This is a genomic window from Blastococcus sp. PRF04-17, from assembly GCF_023016265.1.
Classification (GTDB): domain Bacteria; phylum Actinomycetota; class Actinomycetes; order Mycobacteriales; family Geodermatophilaceae; genus Blastococcus_B.
The window spans coordinates 1,445,267-1,463,730 of the sequence record NZ_CP095412.1 but is presented as its reverse complement, the minus strand read 5'-3'; the positions used below and the strand labels follow the sequence as shown (position 1 = coordinate 1,463,730).

The 18,464-nt window shown below is 70.0% G+C and carries 22 protein-coding genes and 3 pseudogenes; 12 read left to right on the top strand and 13 right to left on the bottom strand.

Annotation, left to right across the window (positions count from 1 at the left end; translation table 11 throughout):
- The first annotated feature begins 54 nt into the window (after positions 1-54).
- The 4 genes and pseudogenes from MVA48_RS07445 to istB all read left to right on the top strand — a co-directional run.
- Positions 55-1,287: an IS256 family transposase gene (locus tag MVA48_RS07445; protein ID WP_246987413.1), complete on the top strand. Its 1,233-nt coding sequence runs from the start codon at positions 55-57 to the stop codon at positions 1,285-1,287.
- Between the two features lie 237 nt (positions 1,288-1,524).
- The gene (locus MVA48_RS07440; protein WP_246987404.1) at positions 1,525-1,878 is read left to right on the top strand and encodes a terminase gpP N-terminus-related DNA-binding protein; all 354 of its coding nucleotides are present in this window, start codon (positions 1,525-1,527) and stop codon (positions 1,876-1,878) included.
- Positions 1,845-2,882 carry a Mu transposase domain-containing protein gene (locus tag MVA48_RS07435; protein ID WP_246987402.1) on the top strand — a complete coding sequence of 346 codons (1,038 nt, stop codon included), beginning with the start codon at positions 1,845-1,847 and terminating at the stop codon, positions 2,880-2,882. Before MVA48_RS07440 ends, MVA48_RS07435 begins: the two co-directional genes overlap by 34 nt.
- A 198-nt stretch (positions 2,883-3,080) precedes the next feature.
- Positions 3,081-3,716, top strand: a pseudogene (istB, locus tag MVA48_RS07430) (IS21-like element helper ATPase IstB); the annotation flags it as partial.
- A gap of 424 nt (positions 3,717-4,140) precedes the next feature.
- Here istB and MVA48_RS07425 read toward each other — a convergent pair.
- The 3 genes from MVA48_RS07425 to MVA48_RS07415 are packed head-to-tail and all read right to left on the bottom strand — an operon-like array spanning position 4,141 to position 4,963.
- Positions 4,141-4,392: a hypothetical protein gene (locus MVA48_RS07425; protein WP_246987400.1), complete on the bottom strand. Its 252-nt coding sequence runs from the start codon at positions 4,390-4,392 to the stop codon at positions 4,141-4,143.
- The gene (locus tag MVA48_RS07420; protein ID WP_246987398.1) at positions 4,389-4,688 is read right to left on the bottom strand and encodes a class I SAM-dependent methyltransferase; all 300 of its coding nucleotides are present in this window, start codon (positions 4,686-4,688) and stop codon (positions 4,389-4,391) included. The genes MVA48_RS07425 and MVA48_RS07420 overlap by 4 nt, the downstream gene beginning before the upstream one ends.
- Positions 4,685-4,963: a class I SAM-dependent methyltransferase gene (locus tag MVA48_RS07415; RefSeq protein ID WP_246987396.1), complete on the bottom strand. Its 279-nt coding sequence runs from the start codon at positions 4,961-4,963 to the stop codon at positions 4,685-4,687. The genes MVA48_RS07420 and MVA48_RS07415 overlap by 4 nt, the downstream gene beginning before the upstream one ends.
- A 386-nt stretch (positions 4,964-5,349) precedes the next feature.
- Between MVA48_RS07415 and MVA48_RS07410 the strand changes: the two genes are divergently transcribed.
- From MVA48_RS07410 to MVA48_RS24025, 4 genes and pseudogenes are all read left to right on the top strand, one after another.
- Positions 5,350-5,751, top strand: a complete 402-nt coding sequence (locus tag MVA48_RS07410) for a hypothetical protein (protein WP_246987394.1) — start codon at positions 5,350-5,352, stop codon at positions 5,749-5,751.
- A 652-nt stretch (positions 5,752-6,403) separates the two neighbouring features.
- Entirely contained in the window at positions 6,404-7,198 is a 795-nt protein-coding gene (locus tag MVA48_RS07405) for a GAF and ANTAR domain-containing protein (protein WP_246987392.1), read from the top strand.
- Between the two features lie 387 nt (positions 7,199-7,585).
- A pseudogene (locus MVA48_RS24030) lies at positions 7,586-7,660 on the top strand (hypothetical protein); the annotation flags it as partial.
- Positions 7,661-7,757: 97 nt separating this feature from the next.
- Positions 7,758-7,934, top strand: a pseudogene (locus MVA48_RS24025) (SIP domain-containing protein); the annotation flags it as partial.
- 210 nt (positions 7,935-8,144) lie between these two features.
- On the opposite strand, the gene MVA48_RS07400 reads toward MVA48_RS24025, so the two are convergent.
- Positions 8,145-8,384: a cupin domain-containing protein gene (locus tag MVA48_RS07400; protein ID WP_246987390.1), complete on the bottom strand. Its 240-nt coding sequence runs from the start codon at positions 8,382-8,384 to the stop codon at positions 8,145-8,147.
- On the bottom strand, positions 8,381-8,668 hold the full coding sequence (locus tag MVA48_RS07395) for a helix-turn-helix domain-containing protein (protein WP_246987388.1): 288 nt from the start codon (positions 8,666-8,668) through the stop codon (positions 8,381-8,383). Before MVA48_RS07395 ends, MVA48_RS07400 begins: the two co-directional genes overlap by 4 nt.
- Before the next feature lie 77 nt (positions 8,669-8,745).
- On the opposite strand from MVA48_RS07395, the gene MVA48_RS07390 reads away from it, so the two are divergent.
- Both MVA48_RS07390 and MVA48_RS07385 read left to right on the top strand, forming a co-directional pair.
- A complete protein-coding gene (locus MVA48_RS07390) occupies positions 8,746-9,708 on the top strand; it encodes an NAD(P)/FAD-dependent oxidoreductase (RefSeq protein ID WP_246987386.1) in 963 nt (320 codons plus the stop codon).
- Positions 9,708-10,322 (top strand): class I SAM-dependent methyltransferase, encoded by a 615-nt coding sequence (locus MVA48_RS07385; RefSeq protein ID WP_246987385.1) that lies wholly within the window; start codon positions 9,708-9,710, stop codon positions 10,320-10,322. Before MVA48_RS07390 ends, MVA48_RS07385 begins: the two co-directional genes overlap by 1 nt.
- A gap of 5 nt (positions 10,323-10,327) precedes the next feature.
- On the opposite strand, the gene MVA48_RS07380 is transcribed toward MVA48_RS07385, so the two are convergent.
- From MVA48_RS07380 to MVA48_RS07345, 8 genes are all read right to left on the bottom strand, one after another.
- Positions 10,328-11,320 (bottom strand): glycoside hydrolase family 43 protein, encoded by a 993-nt coding sequence (locus MVA48_RS07380; protein ID WP_246987383.1) that lies wholly within the window; start codon positions 11,318-11,320, stop codon positions 10,328-10,330.
- 5 nt (positions 11,321-11,325) lie between these two features.
- Positions 11,326-12,363, bottom strand: coding sequence for an aldose epimerase family protein (locus MVA48_RS07375; protein ID WP_246987381.1), 1,038 nt, complete (start codon positions 12,361-12,363; stop codon positions 11,326-11,328).
- Entirely contained in the window at positions 12,360-13,265 is a 906-nt protein-coding gene (locus MVA48_RS07370; RefSeq protein WP_246987379.1) for a carbohydrate ABC transporter permease, read from the bottom strand. The genes MVA48_RS07375 and MVA48_RS07370 overlap by 4 nt, the downstream gene beginning before the upstream one ends.
- A gap of 1 nt (position 13,266) precedes the next feature.
- On the bottom strand, positions 13,267-14,283 hold the full coding sequence (locus tag MVA48_RS07365) for a carbohydrate ABC transporter permease (RefSeq protein ID WP_246987377.1): 1,017 nt from the start codon (positions 14,281-14,283) through the stop codon (positions 13,267-13,269).
- 1 nt (position 14,284) lies between these two features.
- Entirely contained in the window at positions 14,285-15,586 is a 1,302-nt protein-coding gene (locus MVA48_RS07360; RefSeq protein ID WP_246987375.1) for an ABC transporter substrate-binding protein, read from the bottom strand.
- A 50-nt stretch (positions 15,587-15,636) separates the two neighbouring features.
- A complete protein-coding gene (locus tag MVA48_RS07355; protein WP_246987373.1) occupies positions 15,637-15,894 on the bottom strand; it encodes an alpha-L-arabinofuranosidase C-terminal domain-containing protein in 258 nt (85 codons plus the stop codon).
- A 588-nt stretch (positions 15,895-16,482) separates the two neighbouring features.
- On the bottom strand, positions 16,483-16,839 hold the full coding sequence (locus MVA48_RS07350; protein WP_246987371.1) for a hypothetical protein: 357 nt from the start codon (positions 16,837-16,839) through the stop codon (positions 16,483-16,485).
- A gap of 62 nt (positions 16,840-16,901) precedes the next feature.
- A complete protein-coding gene (locus MVA48_RS07345) occupies positions 16,902-17,198 on the bottom strand; it encodes a hypothetical protein (RefSeq protein WP_246987369.1) in 297 nt (98 codons plus the stop codon).
- 149 nt (positions 17,199-17,347) lie between these two features.
- Here MVA48_RS07345 and MVA48_RS07340 point away from each other — a divergent pair, with 149 nt between their 5' ends.
- The gene (locus MVA48_RS07340) at positions 17,348-17,881 is read left to right on the top strand and encodes a LacI family DNA-binding transcriptional regulator (RefSeq protein ID WP_246987367.1); all 534 of its coding nucleotides are present in this window, start codon (positions 17,348-17,350) and stop codon (positions 17,879-17,881) included.
- Positions 17,848-18,387 (top strand): LacI family DNA-binding transcriptional regulator, encoded by a 540-nt coding sequence (locus tag MVA48_RS07335; RefSeq protein WP_246987365.1) that lies wholly within the window; start codon positions 17,848-17,850, stop codon positions 18,385-18,387. Before MVA48_RS07340 ends, MVA48_RS07335 begins: the two co-directional genes overlap by 34 nt.
- The last annotated feature ends 77 nt before the right edge of the window (positions 18,388-18,464 follow it).

Genomic DNA, 18,464 nt, shown 5'->3' with positions numbered 1-18,464 from the left:
TGTGATGGTCAGCGAGACCACGCCAATGGTTCTCGCGGAAGGACACAGCACACGATGGCCCTGGACCAGTCTGCCCTGCTCGAGGTGCTCGAGGCACTGAAGGCCGCCGATGTCGACGACCGAATCCGGTCGGCGGCCACAACCATCTACCAGGCCCTGATCGAGGCCGAGCTCACCGCGGTGATCGGCGCCGGCCCGCACGAGCGCACCGAGGCCCGCACCGCGCAGCGCAACGGCTCCCGCCCGCGCACCCTGTCCACGACGGCCGGGGATCTGGAGCTGCGGATCCCGAAGCTGCGCGCCGGATCGTTCTTCCCCTCGCTGCTGGAACGCCGCCGGCGGATCGACCAGGCGCTGTTCGCGGTGGTCATGGAGGCCTACCTGCACGGCGTCTCCACCCGCAAGGTCGACGACCTGGTGCGCGCCCTGGGCGCCGACACCGGCATCTCCAAGTCCGAGGTTTCCCGGATCTGCGCCGATCTGGACGCCGAGGTCAGAGCGTTCGCCGACCGCTCGCTGGCCGAGCAGCCCTTCCCCTACGTGTTCCTGGATGCGACCTACTGCAAGGCGCGGGTGAACCGGCGGGTCGTTTCCCAGGCCGTGGTGATCGCCACCGGTGTCGCGGCCGACGGGCACCGGGAGGTCCTCGGCTTCGCCGTCGGCGACTCCGAGGACGGCGCGTTCTGGACGGCGTTCCTGCGCTCGCTGAAGGCCCGCGGGCTGGCTGGCACGCAGCTGGTCATCTCCGACGCCCACGCCGGGTTGAAGGCCGCCATCGGCGCGGTGCTGCTCGGTGCCAGTTGGCAGCGCTGCCGGGTGCACTTCATGCGCAACGTGCTCGCCCAGGTACCGAAGGGCAACAGCGAGATGGTCGCCGCCGCGATCCGCACGATCTTCGCCCAGCCCGACGCCGAGCACGTGCACTCTCAGCTCGACGTCATCGCCGGCATGCTCGGCCGCCAGTTCCCCAAGGTCGAGGCCATGCTGCGCGACGCCGAGCAGGATCTGCTGGCCTTCACCGGCTTCCCCGTCGCGCACTGGAAGAAGGTCTGGTCGACCAACCCGCTGGAACGGCTGAACAAGGAGATCAAGCGGCGCACCGACGTCGTCGGCGTCTTCCCCAACCCCGAAGCCCTGCTCCGCCTCGCCGGCGCCGTCCTGGTCGAGGCCCACGACGAATGGCAAGTCTCCGACCGCCGCTACCTCTCCGAAGGCTCCATGGCCCTACTCACCCGGCCCAAGCAGTCCGACAAGGAGGTGGCGCAGCCAGCCCTCATGGCCTCATAGTCACCACACCGCTGACCAACACGGTGAGGACTACATCCACCACTCAGCGGGACGTCACCTCGCCAGGCCGCGACCCATGTAGACGTCCTGGGTCAGGCTCTGACGGCGCTCAGGTGAATTTCCCCAGAGCTGCTCACTGAAAGTCCCCACCCGTGGAGCTCCGCCAGAGACGGCGGGGGCTCCTCCGAGGATGGCGGTCTCTGACCACCGCACCACCTCGAAGGAGCCCTGCCTCTCATGCTCACACGGGAGGAAGACATCGACGTGCACGCGCTACGTCGCCAGGGCTGGACGATCTCGGCGATCGCCCGGCACCTGGGCCGTGACCGCAAGACCATCCGCGCCTACCTCAACGGCCGCCAGGCCGGGGTGCGCGCCCCCGCCGGTCCGGACGGGTTCGGCCCGTTCATCGACTACTGCCGGGCACGGCTGGCCGAGGACCCGCACCTGTGGGCGATGACCTTGTTCGACGAGGTCACCGGCCTGGGCTACGACCGGGCGTACTCCACGTTCACCCGCCAGTTGCGGGCCCGGGATCTGCGCCCGGCATGCGAGCCGTGCGCGCCGGCCAAGGCCGGCCGGCGGCGGTGATCGAGCACCCGCCGGGTGAGGAGACCCAGTGGGACTGGGTCGAGCTGCCCGACCCGCCCGCCGGCTGGGCCGCCACCGGATACCAGGGGAAGGCGTTCCTGCTGGTCGGGGCGCTGGCGCACTCCGGGCGCTGGCGCGGCGTGCTGTGCTCGTCGATGGAGCAGCCGCAGCTGATCGACGCTCTGCACCGCGTGGCCGCCGCGCTGGGCGGGCTGACCCGCAGTTGGCGGTTCGACCGGATGGCGACGGTCTGCCACCCCGCTTCCGGGCGGGTGAGCGCCTCGTTCGCCGCCGTCGCCAAGCACTACGGCGTGCAGGTCGCGATCTGCCCACCCCGGCGCGGCAACCGCAAGGGCGTGGTGGAGAAGGCCAACCACACCGCCGCCCAGCGCTGGTGGCGCACCTTGGCCGACGAGGTCACGCCCGAGCAGGCGCAGGCGTCGTTGGACGAGTTCTGCGCCACCCGCGGCGACGCCCGCCTCCGCACCCTCGGCGGCCGGCGGGGCGCCGTCTCCAGCTTCCTCGCCGACGAGCGGCTCGCGCCGCTGCCGGCGCCGTTCCCCGCGGTGCTCACCGCCGAGCGGAAGATCTCCGCGCAGGCGCTGGTGGCCTACCGCGGCAACCTCTACTCGGTGCCGCCGGAGCTGGCCGGGACGACGGTGACCGTGGCGCACCGGCTCGGCGCGGACAGCATCGACATCGCCACCGCCGCGGCGCCTGGCCGGCCGCCCACCGTGCTCGCGCGGCACCGGCTGGCCACCGACGGGGCCGGGGTGATGATCCGCGACTCCGGCCACGTCGTCGCGCTGCAGACCGCGGTCCTGGCCGCGTTCAGCACCGCCGCGCCGCACCGGCGCAAGCAGCGCATCCCACCCGGCCCGGCCGCCCGCGCCGCGGCCGACGCCCTCCGCCGACCCTCTTCCAGCAGCGCCACGAGCTCGGACGTCGTGGTCGACCTGGCCGCCTACGACCGGGCCGCCCGAGGAAGGAACACCCTCCGATGAACACCACCGAACCGAGCACAGCCACACCGAGCACGAGCGCGCAGGCCAGCCTCTACCAGCAGCTGCGCGGCCACCTGGCCACCCTCAAGCTGCACACCGCCGCCGAGCACCTGCCCGCCGTGCTCGACGCCGCCCGCACCGAAGGCCTGAGCCTGACCGCCGCCCTCGAGCGGCTGCTGGCCCCTCGAGGTCGACGCGACCGAGGCCCGCCGGCTGGCCGGCCGGCTCCGGTTCGCCTCGCTACCCAGCCCGGCCAGCCTCGACGACTTCGACTACGACGCCGCCCCAGGAGTCGACCGCGCTCTCATCCAGGAGCTGGCGACCTGCCGCTACTTACAGACCGCGACCAACGTGCTGCTCATCGGCCCACCCGGAGTCGGCAAGACCCACCTCGCCGTCGGCCTCGCCCGGGCCTCGGCGCAGGCCGGCTACCGCACCTACTTCACCACCGCCGCCGACCTGGCCGCCCGCTGCCACCGCGCCGCGATCGAGGGCCGCTGGGCCACCACCATGCGCTTCTACGCCGGCCCCACCCTGCTCGTCATCGACGAACTGGGCTACCTGCCGCTGCCCGGCGAGGCCGCCTCAGCGCTGTTCCAGGTCGTCTCCCAGCGCTACGGCAAGACCTCCATCGTGCTCACTACCAACCGCGGAGTCGCCGCCTGGGGCGAGGTCCTCGGCGACACCACCGTCGCCGCCGCCATGCTCGACCGCCTCCTGCACCGCTCCGTCGTGCTCAATCTCGACGGCGACAGCTACCGACTCCGCGACCACCACGCCCGCACCGACACCCTCCGCCGCGCCGCCACCGGCACCCGACGACCGCTAACCTGACCCCGCTCCCGGGTGGGGACTTTCGATGAGCAGACCTGGGGAGATCCGGCGAGCGCCATCAGCTCGGCCGGTTGTGCCCCAGATGGTCGGCGATCTGGCGGGCTGACAGGCCCGCCTGGTCGACCCGTCAACGACCGAGTCGGATACAGCCCGCACGCTTCTTGATCCGAGAGGTGCCTCCTGCCTCACGCGGACATCGAGCTCGAACGCGCAACATCTGGCGGGCCAGGTTGGCCTTTCGTGCTCCTCGTCCGGCAGCAAGCAGCCGACCCGCGGTGAGATCCTCGGGGAGGACCATCTGGTCCTCAGCCCTTCAGTGCGGGATCAGCGCCGCCCGTCGGCCCGGAGACCCGCTCGGTTGATCGGTTGGGTCGCCGCGCAGGTACTCGATGTTCAGGCCGGCGAGCAACCCCAGACGCAGACCTCATCCTGGCTTACGGCAGATCACCCTCACCGGATGCGTGCGGCCCTCCTCGATGTTGCGGGCCGAGTTGCGCCACTTCTCAACAGCCCCAGGCCCCATGAGCACATGCAGGCCGAGGGCCGGCAGTTCGCCACGCTCCGCCAGTGCCAGGGTCGCCCGGTATCTCTGCAGGTCGTCCTGGCCGGTGTCGGTGACGTCGATGTCGACGAAACCCGCTGCGCCGAGGAGTTCTACGGTCTCCTCGGGCGTCACGAGGAACTCCCCCGGCCGTCCTCCGACCAGGGCACCGGGTGGTATGTCGGACCCGCGTTTCCTCGGCCGTGTTCCGTGATCGCGAAGAATCCACCAGGTCGGATCACCCGCCAGGCCTCACCGAAGAAGGAGGGCCGGTCGGGCACGTTCATCGTGACGTGCTGGGCGTAGCCGCCGTCAAACGTTCCGTCGCCGTATGGCAGGGCCTGACCGTCCCCCTGTCGCAGGTCGACCACTGCCCCCATCCCGAGCAACTCCGTCAGCCGCCGGCCGGCGTCGATGAACGGCCCAGTCACGTCGATGCCGCTGACCCGGCAACCGAAGCGCCGGGCGAAGTAGCGAGCCGGCCCCCGAGCCCGCAACCGACGTCGAGCAAGTGGTCCCCGGCCCGCGCCGGAAGGGAGTCGCCAAGCTCGATCGTGGCCGGTAACCCGCGAGCGTGGAAGTGGTCGACCGGGGCGAGGTCCTCGATGGTCAGCGCGTCGAGTGACTTCCCCGCCGCGTGGAGCGCGGTGACGATCCGACCGTAGACATCCCCGCTGGCCCAGTGCTCGGCGACCGCGGTAGTCATCGAGGACTCCCGGCATCTCGGATGAAGGACTCGAGGAACATGGCCATCTCCTCCTCGCTCCTCAGCCGGAGTGGTTCACTGTAGAGAAGAAATAGTCGGCGGACGGCGCCAGCTTTCCCCGCCCCAGCTCAACTATTTGGCTCACTAGGGGTCTGGACCTCTTGAGCCTTGTACTCCTCTACGGGTCGATGGTGTCGCCCGCTGGTGCCTCACGTCCAGGGCCTTTCTATGCCCGCCAAGGCGACGTCTGTCGCCAAGCGCGGGGAGGCATCGAAGTGCTCGGCGAGTGAGGCGCCTGCTCGGCCCTCCGCCGGGAGGCGAGGGGTGCATCCCGCCGGGTTGGCCAGGTACGCCTCGCACATCCGAAGAGTCGGGCTACATACTCCGTGGTCAAGGCGGCGATCGAGGGGCTAACTCTGTCACTGCGCAGGGAGGTCACCCCTTTCGGCATCACCGCCATGACGGTCGAGGCCGGTGTCCGCACCGACCTCGCCGGCCGGTCGCTCGTCCAGCCGGAGACGCCGATCGCCGACTACGTCGAGACCGCTGGCAAGCGCCGCAAGGAGCACCGCGCCGGTCACGGCATGCAGCCCGGATACCCGGCGCGGGCAGCGGCCGCGTTGATCGACGCACTGCGGCGGCTCTCGACGCCTGGGAGGACGGCAGCCGCAGCATCGACCTCACCGACCGACCACCTCTCAGGGTCGCAGAATGGTGCAGCCGTGGTGGGCAGAGGAGCACCGTGCGCCCGCCTGGGCGACGAACTTACGACGATTAATCAACCGTAATCTGCACTTTTCAGTCAACGCTCGTCAACGCGAAATGCGCAGTTGATCTGCAAGTTCAGTCACGTACCAAGGCTGTCCAATGTCCCTGGCGCGTTCTCGCAGGGTTATTGGTTCGAGTCCAATCGGGGGAGCCTGATCTCTGTGCCGCTTCGGCTGATGCGTGACGCTTCCTCGATGAGAGGGCGGAGCGTGGCCGAGCAGCTCTATCTGGCGGTGTCGACGACGCAGCCTGGCTCCAGAGCGGTATGAGGCCGGTGGACTGGAGGCTTCGGTCGACCAGTCGCATCGGCCGTGTCTTGCCCGCCCCGGTGTGAGGGGATCGATCACCAGCTGCGCCCAGGCGGTCGATTCGACCTCGGTGTCGGACGAGGTATCGATCGACCGCCTGAGGGCGGAAGGTCGGAAGCAGGGCCGACGACACACCGACGGTGTCGAACACCGGCTGAGCCCGGCCACGCGGAGATCGCGCCGCTGGTCGAGTGCTACCGGGGCGGAACATCCTGGTGGGCCTAGGAGAGCGGCGACCAGCCGGCGCACGAGGTCGACGAGGACATCGCGACCGCTCCGCTGGATGCAGGGGTCCGCATGCCGATGTCCTGACGTCCGCGACCGGAGCCCCCGAGAATGGCGGGGCACGGCTAGATTACGGGCCATGGTGGGGGACTCGAGCGCCTCCGACCGCGCCGGGCGGTCTGAGCAGAGCGGCTCGGGTCAGCAGTCGGCGCCCGTCATCGGCGACGCTGGAGCCGGCGCGGGCGGGGCCGAGAACAACCTCGGCGAGATCATGGGGCAGCTGGCCCGCTCGCTGCAGGACGAGCACGGCGACGTCGAGGGCACGCTGCAGACGATCACGTCCACGGCGGTCGGCTCCATCCCCGGCGCCGAGCACTGCACGATCAGCTACGTGATCGGCCGGCATACGGTCGAACCCCGCGCGGCCACCGGCCCACTGCCCCAGCGGATCGACGAGATGCAGAACCGCGTCAGGGAGGGACCCTGCCTCGACGCGGTGTGGGAGCACGAGACGGTGCGCATCGACGACATGCGCGCCGAGGAGCGGTGGCCGCAGTACACCGCCGAGGCGGCGAAGCTGGGCGTGCTCAGCGCCCTGAGTTTCCAGCTGTTCGTGACCGGCGACAACCTCGGCGCGCTCAATCTCTACGCGGAGCGCCCGCACGCGTTCCACGAGGGGTCCGAGGACGTGGGCCTCGTCTTCGCCTCCCATGCGGCGGTCGCCCTGGCCGGCGCCAGGCACGAGGCCAACTTGCAGCGGGCCGTCTCCAGCCGCGACGTCATCGGGCAAGCCAAGGGGATCCTGATGGAGCGGTTCAAGCTGACCGCCGACCAGGCCTTCGCCGTCCTTTCGCGCACTTCGCAGGAGACCAACCGCAAGCTGATCGACATCGCCCGGGAGCTCGCCGAGACAGGAGATCTCCCGCATCCCTGACCCCGACCCGGGTTGCAGGTCCTGCCGCCCGGGCAGAACGGGGGAACGGCCTGCCGAGCCGCCGGCAGCCCGGCGGGCCCAGGCCCGGCGGTCGAGAAGCGGCCGCCGGGTCGCCTCACGGTGTCGCTACGGCTACTGCGCGCATCCGATCGGACGAGGCACGGATTGCCCGAAGAGGTAAGGCTGACGTCGGGGCATGAGCGAGCAGGCCGTGGAAAGCCAGTCCCGCGCGTCGGCGCGTGCTCCGGACCAGCGAGGTGGCGCGCACGACCACTACCTGAGCCTGCTGTTCGCGGCCGGGGCGGTGCCCATGCGGGACCGGACGACCACGACCAGGCGCGGGCGGACCTGTGAACGGGCCGGTGGCCGGTCGCCCGCACCTACAGCGTGCGGGCCTGGGGCGCGTCGGCCGGCGAGCTGGCGATCGACTTCGTCCACCACGGCGACGCGGGGCTCGCCGGACCGTGGGACGCAGCGGCCCGGCCGGGCGACCGCATCCAGCGCATGGGGTCCGGCGGCGCGTACACGTCCAGCCCGGGTCGCGGACTGGCCCGCCCGGGTGGTGATCGAGGTCGCCTTCGCCCAGGAGGAGCTGGACGACCTGGCGGTCGGCGAGGGCGTCGAGTTCGAGTGGGTGCACCGCAGAGCCGCCGTCCGCGCCCGTCCGCTGCCCCCGGGTGACGGGCAGGTGTTCGTGCACGGGGAGGCGGGGGCGGTCCGCGAGCTCCGCCGGTACCTGAGGCGAGAGCGCGGCCTGGCGCCGCAGCACACCTCGATCTCCGGCTACTGGCGGTGCGGCGACACCGAGGACCCGGTGGCAGGCCGCCGAGCGGCGGTGGAACTCCGCGATCGCGGCCGAGGATGCAGCTTTGGCCGTGTGAGGTTCAGTCCCGGCCGGTCGGGCGGGCGCGCACGTGCACCCGCTCGCCCTGGGGGCCGAAGAGCATCAGCACCTCGGCGGCTCGGGGCCCGGGTTGCCGGACCAGTGCGGCACGTGGGTGTCGAACTCGGCGGCCTCCCCACTGGTGAGGACGACGTCGTGCTCGCCCAGCAGCAGGCGCAGCCGGCCGGACAGCACGTAGAGCCACTCGTAGCCCTCGTGCGAGTTCTGCTCGGGGGCGCGGTGCGGCCACCCGGGCGGATAGATCTGCTTGAACGCGCGGATGCCGCCCGGTCGCCGGGTCATCGGAACCACCGTCGCCCCGTCCCGGTCGAAGGGGCGGGCGTGCACCCGGGGATCGCCGGTGGGCGGCGCGTCCACCAGCTCGTCGAGGGGCACCTGGTGCGCGCGGGCCAGGGGAGCAGCAGCTCGAGGGTCGGCCTGCGCTGACCGGATTCCAGCCGGGAGAGGGTGCTCACCGAGATGCCGGTCGTCTCGGCCAGCTGCGTCAGCGTGGCGCCGCGCTCCTGCCGCAGCGCGCGCAGCCGCGGCCCCACACCGGAGAGCACGTCGCCGTCATCCCTTGCCATATCAGCAAGCATACTTGCCGACTCGCGGATACCCGGTCCACGGTGGGGTCCTCGACGGAACGAGGAGGACCGGGCAGATGGAACAGCAGTACGACGTGGTGGTGGTCGGCGGCGGAGCCGCCGGGCTGAGCGGGGCGCTCGCCCTCTCGCGAGCGCGGCGGTCGGTGCTCGTGGTGGACGCCGGGACGCCGCGCAATGCGCCGGCCGACGGCGTGCACAACTACCTCGCCCGCGAAGGGACCCCGCCCGCAGAGCTGATGGCCGCCGGTCGTGCCGAGGTGGCCGGGTACGGCGGCGAGGTCGTCGAGGGGACGGTCACGTCCGCGGAACGGACGGGCGACGGGTTCCGCGTCGGTCTGGGCGACGGGCGGGAGGTCCGGGCGCGCCGGCTGCTGGTCACCACCGGCCTGGTCGACGAGCTGCCTGACGTCCCCGGGGTGCGCGAGCTGTGGGGGCGCGACGTCCTGCACTGCCCGTACTGCCATGGGTGGGAGGTGCGCGACCAGGCCGTCGGGATCATCGGCACCTCGGCCATGACCGTGCACCAGGCCCTGATGTGGCGGCAGTGGACGGCCGACGTGACGGTCTTCCTGCACACCGCGCCGGAGCCGTCCGCCGACGAGCTGACCCAGCTCGCGGCCCGCGGAATCTCCCTCGTCGAGGGGGAGGTGGCCGCACTGGAGTCCCGCGACGGCCGGCTGGCCGGGGTCCGGCTGGCCTCCGGTGAGCTCGTGCCGCGGCACGCCGTGGTGGTGGCGACCCGGATGACCGCCCGCGCCGGGCTGCTCACCTCCCTCGGCCTCGAACCGGTCGAGATGGAGATGGGCGGGCACGTGTTCGGCACGCACATCCCCGCCGACCCCATGGGCGCGACCTCGGTACCGGGGGTGTGGGTGGCCGGCAACGTCGCCAACCTGCAGGCGCAGGTGATCGTCGCGGCGGGCGCGGGCCTCACCGCCGGCGCCGCCATCAACGCCGACCTGATCGCCGAGGACACCCGGCTGGCCGTGGCCGCCCTCACCACGAGCGGAGCCCGCTGATGTTCGACGAGCAGTCGTGGGAGGAGCGCTACCGGGCGCATCCGAGGATGTGGAGCGGCCGGCCGAACGCAGCCCTGGTCGCCCCTGTCGAGGACCTGCCGCCCGGGACGGCGCTCGACGCCGGCTGCGGGGAGGGCGGCGACGCGCTCTGGCTGGCCGGGCGCGGCTGGCGGGTGACGGCGATGGACTTCGCCACCGCGGCGCTGGAGCGCGGCCGGGAGCGGGCGGCGGCCCTCGGCGTGGCCGACCGGATCACCTGGACCCATGCCGACCTGACCCGGTGGACACCCGGGGACGACCGCTACGACCTCGTCTCGGCGATGTTCGTGCACCTGCCCGGGGCGTCCATGACCTCGCTCGTCCCGCGGCTGGCCGACGCGGTCGCCCCCGGTGGGACGCTCGTGGTCGCCGGCCACGACCGGTCCGACGAGCACCTGGCGGCGCACCGGCCCGACGTCCCCGGCATGTTCTTCACGGCCGACGAGCTCGCCGCCCTGCTCGACGCGTCGTCCTGGGACGTCGTGGCCGAGTCGCGACCGCGGCCGCCGGGCGGGCACGAACCCACCGACCTGCCCGTGCACGACGTCGTCGTCGTCGCCCGCCGGCGCGGGTGAGGGCGTCAGCCGGCGTCCGCCATCTCGACGACGGGCCGGCCGTCCTCCCACGTCAGCGGCAGCTGGTTCATGCCGCGGTAGGTGATCCCGCCGTACCAGGAGTGGAACAGGAGCACGTCCTCGCCCTCGGGGGTGACGACGACGTCCTGGCCGCCGGGCCCGATGTACCGGCCGTCGCTGGCGTCGGTGGTGAACAGGGGTTCCTCGCCCTTGGTGTACGGCCCCGTGACCGCGTCCGCGGTGGCGTAGCCGATGGCGTACTCCTCGCCGCCGTAGTCGTTGGCCGAGTACAGGAGCACGTAGGTGCCGTCGCGTTCGACCAGGGTCGGCGCCTCGACGAGATGGTCCTCCCACTCCTGGTCCTGCTTGATCAGCCGGGTGGGCTCGCCGGTGAGGCTCAGCCCGTCGGCGCTCAGCGGGGCGATGTAGAGCCACGTGTCGAAGCCGCAGCAGTTGCCGTCGTTCTTCCAGAGCAGGTAGTTGCTGCCGTCGGCGTCGGTGAACGTGGCGGCGTCGATGGCACCGCCCTCCTCCGCGGGGCAGACCAGCATCTCGTTCCCGACGATCTCGAACGGTCCCTCCGGTGACGTGGCGGTGGCGACCGCGATGCACTGGTAGGCCGGGTCGAAGTTGGTCGTCGTCGGGTACATGACGAACTGATCCGGCCCGAACCGGCTCACCTCGGGTGCCCAGGTCTTGCCGGGGATGACCCACGACGGCAGCTCGGGCAGCGCGTCCTCGCGCGAGGTCTCCCACGTCTCCAGGTCGGTCGAGGTGGCGACCTGCACGTTGAGGGTCGCGGTGTTGGTCGCGTAGGCGTAGTAGGTGCCGTCGACCTCGAGGACGTCGGGGTCGGGGAAGTCGTCGTCGATCACGGGGTTGCCGTCGGCCGCGGCGTCGGCGACCGCGGGCGACGACGAGGCGGCCGCCGTCCCGTCCTCGCCGGCGTCGCCGCCGCATCCCGCCAGCAGGACCGCGGCGGCCAGCGCCGCTCCCACTCGCCTCATCGTCGGGCCCCCGTCGTGCCGAACCGGAACGTGGTCGTGCTGGCGTAGAGCTCGCCCGGGCGCAGCACGGTCGAGGGGAACTCCGGGTGGTTGGGGGAGTCGGGAAGGTGCTGGGTCTCCAGGCACAGCCCGTCGCCCTGCCGGTAGGACCGGCCGCCACGACCCAGCACGCTGCCGTCGAGGAAGTTGCCCGAGTAGAACTGCACGCTCGGCTGATCGGTCAGCACCTCGAGCACCCGGCCCGACGACGGGTCGGTCAACCGGGCGATCGGGCGCATCCCCTCGCCGTCCGGCAGCCACGCGTGGTCGTAGCCCTGGGCGTGCTGCAGCTGCTCGGTCCCCTCGCGCAGCCGCTCGCCGACCCGGCGACCGCCGCGGAAGTCCATCGGCGTGCCCTCCACCGGCGCGATGCCCGTCGGGATCAGCCGCTCGTCCACGGCGACGAACCGCGAGGCGGACAACTCCAGCAGGTGGTCCTCGACGGTCCCCGCGCCGGCGAGGTTCCAGTACGCGTGGTTGGTCAGGTTGACCACGGTCGGCCGATCGGTCTCCGCGCGATAGCTGAGGCTCAGACCGTCGGCGTCCAGGACGTAGGTGACCGTCGCCGTCAGCTCGCCGGGGAACCCCATGTCGCCGTCCGGACTGGTCAGGGTCAGCTCGACCCCGCCGGGCACTTCCCGGGCCGACCACACCTTGGTGTGGAATCCCTCGGGTCCGCCGTGCAGGCAGGAGGTGCCGTGGTTCTGCGGCAGGACGTGCTCGACGCCGTCGAGCACGAACCGCCCGTCGGCGATCCGGTTGCCGAACCGGCCGACCACCGCACCGACGTAGGTCTCGTCGGCGAGGTAGCCGGCCAGGTCGTCGTAGCCGAGCGCGACGTCGGTGACCGCACCCCGGAGGTCCGGGGTGCGGACCGACTGGAGGACCGCCCCGTAGGTGAGGACGGCGACCTCGACGTCGCCGTGCCTCAGCACGTACCGCTCCACCTCCTGCCCGTCGGGCGTCGAGCCGAACGGCTCGCGGCGATCGCTCACCCCTTGAGCCCCGACCGCGACACGCCCTCGATGATGAAGCGCTGGGCACCCACGTACAGCGCCAGCACCGGCACGCTCGCCACCACGGCGCCGGCCATCAGGAGGTCGTAGCGCACCGCGTTGGCCGTCTGCAGGGTCGACAGGCCGGCCGGCAGGGTCTGCACGTCCGGACTGAACAGCACGTAGACCGGCCACAGGAAGTCGTTGTAGTTGGTCAGGAACGACAGCATGGCCAGGGTCACCAGCGCCGGGCGGGACAGCGGCAGCACGACCTTCCAGAAGATCTGCCATCGGTTGGCGCCGTCCAGCCGGGCGGCCTCCTCCAGCTCCAGCGGGAGCCCGATGAAGAACTGCCGCAGGAAGAAGACGCCGAAGGCCGACGCCGCCGTGGGCACGATGATCGCGATCAGGGTGTCCAGCCAGAACAGCTCACCGACGATCAGGTAGTTCGGGATGACCAGGATGACCGGCGGCACGAACAGCGTCGCGACGACCATGCCGAAGACGATCTTCTTGCCGCGGAACTCCATCCGGGCCAGCGCGTACGCCGCCAGCGCCGCCGTCGAGACGACCAGCAGCGCGTGCAGGGCCGCCGCGATCATGCTGTTGGCGAACCAGCGCAGGACCGGGGTGTTGGTTCCTGCCCCCGTCACCGTCGCGTAGGCGTCGGTGCTGAAGGGGTTCGGGATCCACGTCGGCGGGAGCGAGGCCGCGTCGGCCCTCGTCTTGAACGACGTCACCAGCATGAAGATCAGCGGGCTGATGAAAGCCAGCGCCAGCAGGGTCAGCACCACGTAGCGGAGCACCCGGCGGACCTTGAGCTTGGTGGGCTCCGGCGGGGGCTTGCGGTTCTGACGCGCCGGAGCGGCAGCACCGGGGCGGGGCTCCACCGAGGTCGACATGTCAGCCCCTTCCCTGTCGGAGCGCCATGGGGGCTGCCTGCAGCGGTGGCTCCTTCTTCCGGGCCTGCTTCTCCCGGAACAGCCAGAAGACGCCCAGGCTGAGGATGATCAGGAAGACGGTCAGGACGTAGCTCATCGCGGCGGCGCTGCCCATCTGGTAGTTGCGCAGGCCGGTCTCGGCGATCTGGTAGATCGCCGTCCGGGTCTCGGTCCCCGGGGCGCCGCGGGTGATCAGGTAGGACTGCCCGAACATGTTCGCCGACGCGATGATGGTGATCATCGTGACGAACGAGAGCACCGGCTTGAGCCCGGGCAGGGTGACGTTGCGGAACTGCTGCCAGCGGTTGGCGCCGTCCATCTCCGCCGCCTCGTACAGCTCCTTGGGGATGTCCTGCAGCCCGGCGAGGTAGATGACGGCGTTGAAACCGAGCGTCCACCACACCGTGACGCCGACCAGCGCGAACCACGCCGCCGGCGTGGACGTCGTCCAGTTGGTGTCGTCCGGCAGCCCGAGCAGCCCGAGGTAGTAGTTGACCGGCCCGATGTTCGCGTCGAGCAGGTACCGCCACAGGATCGCCACGACCGCGACGCCGAGGACGTAGGGCGCGAAGTACAGGGCGCGGAAGACGTTCCGGCCCGGGAACTTCTTGTTCATCACCAGGGCGATCACGAGCGGCACGACCAGGAGCAGCGGCACGCTCATGACCGTGAAGATCGCCGTCGCCCGCATCGCCCGCCAGAAGACGTCGAACGTCACCGACCCCGGCGTGAACAGGTCGGTGTAGTTCTCCAGGCCGACGAACGGTTTGTTCGGAAGGGTGAAGTCGTACCGGTGCAGGCTGATGTACAGCCCGTAGACGATCGGCCCCAGCACGAAGGCCACGAAGAGCACCAGATAGGGCGCCAGGAACAGCCAGGGAGCGGCGCCCGCGCGGTGCGGGTCGCCCCGCCGCGGCGCCCCGCCGCGGCGGTCGTCGGAGACGGTGTCGCTGCGGGGCGCCGTGACGGTGGTCGCCATGTCAGTCCCCGAACTGCTCTCGGTTGCGCTCCATCAGCTCGTTCGCCCGTCGGGCGGCGGACTCGAGGGCGGCAGCGGGGTCTTCCTCGCCGAGGACGCTGTTGGCGACCGCCGGCTCGAGGACCTCGGTCTGGACTCCACCGACACCCGGGACCGGCGGCAGGAACCGCATGCTCTCGATCTCCTCGGCGATCACTCCCTGCGGGAACTCCGCTGCGCTCTCACGCACCGACTCCCGCGCCGGGATCATCGCCGAGCCCGCCCACTCGTCGGAGTGGTCGCTCATCCAGGCGATGAACACCTGCGCGGCAGCGGCCTTGTTCTCGTCCTCCGCACCCTGCCTGCTGATGAAGAAGTGGTGCGAGTTGGCCCAGAACGCCTGCTCGTCGCCGATCGTCGGGATGGGGGCGATGCCGTAGGGGATGTTGTTGGACTCGAGGTCGTTGATCTGCCAGATGCCGTCCCAGGTGATCGAGTTCTGGCCGTTCTTGAAGGCGACGTACTGCGCGTCGATCGCGACGCCGGGCGGGCTGTAGCCCTGGTCGACCATCGACCGCATCCACTCCAGCGCCGCGACACCCTCCTCGGAGTCGTACAGGGCCTCGGTGCCGTCGTCGCTGTACGGTGCCCCGTTCTGCCAGGTGAGCGAGAGCCAGATCAGGTGGCCCGGCCACAGCGAGGGCATCCAGAACGGCGTCTGGAAGCCGGCCGCCTTGAGCTTGTCGAGCGCCTCCATGAACGAGGCCTCGTCGGTGGGCGGCTCGGTGATGCCGGCCTGCTCGAAGTGCTCGGTGTTGTAGTACATGGCCAGCGAGTGGACGTCGAGCGGGATGCCGTAGCGCGCGTCGTTGTAGATGCCGGCGTCCCAGATCTCCGGGGTGAAGTCCTCCTCGGAGAGCCCGATCCCCTCGGCGAGGTCGTCGACCGGCACGATGATGTTGCGGGCGGCGTGCGTGGCCAGCTGGTCGAGGTGCATGACGCCGACGTCGGGGCCCTGGCCTGCCTGCACCGCGGCCGGGACGCGCTGGTAGAAGTCGCCCCACTGGATCGTGTTCGACTCGACGTTGATGTTGTCGTGCTCTTCGTTGAACTGGTCCACGAGGTCCTGCATGAACGGCCCGTCACCACCGGTGAAGCCGTTCCAGTACGACAGCGTCACGTCGGGGCCGTCGTACTCGCCGGTGAACTCACCGACGCCCTCGGCGGCGGGGCCGCCGGCGCCCGAGCCGCCACCGCAGCCGGTGAGCACCAGGGCTCCGGTGACGCCGGCGGCCATCGCCGCCTTCCAGGTCGTTCGTCTCATCAGTGCGCTCCTCGTCGTTGAGAACGTGCGGTGTGGTGGGGGGTCGGAGTTCAGCCGGCCGGCTCGGGGCTGAACCGGAGGACGTTCCAGGACGCCGGGGGAAGGCCGACGGTGAGCTGTCCGTCGTCGAGCCGGGCGCCCTCGCCGCGCCGGGGGACGACGCGGTCGGGCTGGTCGGCGGTGTTGCAGGCCTGCAGGTCGTCGTCGGCGAGCACCGAGTGCTCGACCGCCCGCAGGGGTCCGAAGCCGCGCAGGTCGGCGGTCAGGGGAGGGTCTCGGTGGTGCTGCGGTTGACGGCGAACAGGCACAGTTCGCCGCTGTCGTCGTCGTAGGTGGCCGTCGCGTGCATTTTTACCCCCCCCTTGCGCTCCTCAGCTGTGACGGTAAAATTTAAGGGACCTGTGAAAAGAGGCTGCTTTCATCCCTTTGCCTTCTTGAGCAGCTGGACAGTGGTGGAGAATCCATCCCCTTGCCGCCCACGCAAAGAACTCGTGGAAGATCAACGACTGGAGCATTCCACCCGGCTTCTGCACCCTAGCATGCAGGCAGGCCTGTGCTTTGTGATCAGCGTGGGTGTAAAACTGTGAGATCGAGCTGGCTGCACACACACAGCATCAGCAACAGCTCAGTATCTCTTCCTGCGTCAGCAGCCAGGCATACTGCAGTCAGGTTGCACATAGCTTCATTTCACCATTGGTGTTCCTCAAATAAAGCCAGCCATGACTTCTTGCACTGGCACCAATAGAAAACCCCAGCATGCTGATCCAGCAGTAGCAAATATTGCATCGTGTTTATGTATAATGTGAATATAGAAACTAATAAGCATATCAATAATGCGTATATATGTGCATCATGCAGCAAGACTGTGAATCCAAGCACTACGTGTTGGTGTGGCATCAAGGTGAGTCTGCCTCCCAGGAGGCAGGCTGTGTCTCCCGCCACCACTCCTGCATGACTTCACTAACAGCTGGCTCCTTCTGTGGACAAGTCTTTGACACCTCTCTTCTTTTGACCTCAAGCAGCCAAAACATGTCTCCATTCACCAGGTCTTCAACTGGTACTCCTGCCTGACCCATCAAACTCATTTGCAAAGGCTGAAGCTTGTCTCCTTTTAAGTCTCCAGCGCCCAAACACGTATATTTTGAAAGATCTGGTATTACATTACCCAGTGGACTGACCTGCTCATGGCTGGTCTCCCGAGCCTCCCTGACTTCCTGAGTGCAGAGTGCAGCAACCATCATCAGCTCAAGCACTCAAGCCGCCTGCAGCCCATCCCATGACTCCAATTAGAGGCCAGGCACTGTGGCCAGCAGGCTCAAGCATGCCTGCATAAGTCAGGCCAGGCACAGGCAATCTCATGGCCCCGCGCCGATCCTCCGCGGTAGCTGGAGACGAAGTTGCCGCCCGGGTAGCGCACCAGCGTGGGCCCCAGCTCGCGGACGAGTTCCAGCACGTCGCCGCGGAAGCCGGACCCGTCGGCGGTCGGGTGGTCGGGCTCGAAGATGCCCGTGTAGACGCAGCGTCCCATGTGCTCGACGAAGGACCCGAAGAGCCGCCGGTCGATCTCGGCCAGCGTGAATCGCGGATCGATGACGAGGGACGCGGTGTTCATGCCGGCGGGCCGTCCAGGTGGGTTCGCGATGGGCGTTCCTAGGTCCAGTTCTACATCGTTGTACAGAGTCGGGGTGACGGCTGCCACACGAGGGTTATCGATGCGTTACCTCCGTGCCGGTGGTGAGCGGGGTCACTAGCCTCGGTCGGATGGGAAGCAGTCCGTCCGAGGGCCGGGTCAGCCTCAAGCACGTGGCCGAACGCGCCGGCGTCTCGGTCAAGACGGTCTCCAACGTGGTGAACGGGTACGCGCACATCACCGACGCGACGCGGGCCCGCGTGCAGCAGGCGATCGACGAGCTGCACTACCGGCCGAACCCGGCCGCCCGCAACCTGCGCCGCGGGCACTCGAACGTGATCGCCCTGGCGCTGCCCGAGCTCGACCTGCCGTACTTCGCCGAGTTGGCGCGTTCGGTCATCAAGGCTGCGGAGGAGGTCGGGTGGACGGTGCTGATCGACCAGACCGACGGGCGGGTGGAGCGCGAGCAGCTGGTGCTCGACGGCATCCGTGGACAGCTGATCGACGGGCTCATCTTCAGCCCGATCACCGTGGGTGCCGCCGAGCTCGGGCGGCGGAGGGACACCACGCCGCTGGTCCTGCTCGGCGAGCGGGTCTACGACGGGCGGCCGATCACGTCTCCATCGACAACGTGGCCGCCGCCCAGGTGGCGACGCGCCACCTGATCGAGGTGGGGCGCCGTCGCATCGCGGCGATCGGCGACCAGCCGCGGCCGGCCTCCCAGACCGCGCACCTGCGCCACCAGGGCTACCTCGAGGCCCTCGGGGAGGTGGGGTTGCCCGCACCGGCCGAGCTCCGGTGCCGGGTGGACGCCTACCACCGGGCCGACGGCGCGGCGGCGATGCACCGGCTGCTCGACCTGCGCGAGCCTCCCGACGCAGTCTTCTGCTTCAACGACCTGCTGGCCCTCGGCGCCCTCCGGGCGCTGCACGAGCGCGGGGTGCGCGTGCCCGAGGACGTCGCGGTCGTCGGATGGGACGACATCGAGGACGGCCGGTACAGCATGCCGACGCTCACCACCATCAGCCCGGACAAGCAGCAGATCGCCGCGCTCGCCGTCGACTTCCTCGCCAGGCAGCTCCGGGGCGACCGGCGGGAGGCGCCGCGCGAGGTGACGGCGGACTTCACCCTCGCCGTCCGTGAGAGCACGACCCGCTCCTGCCGAGCCTGATCCGGAGCGGGTCGCCGGCTGGGCTGGCGCCCCTGCCGCCGACGGTTCTAACGTTGTAAACGCTCGGGAGGCAGGCG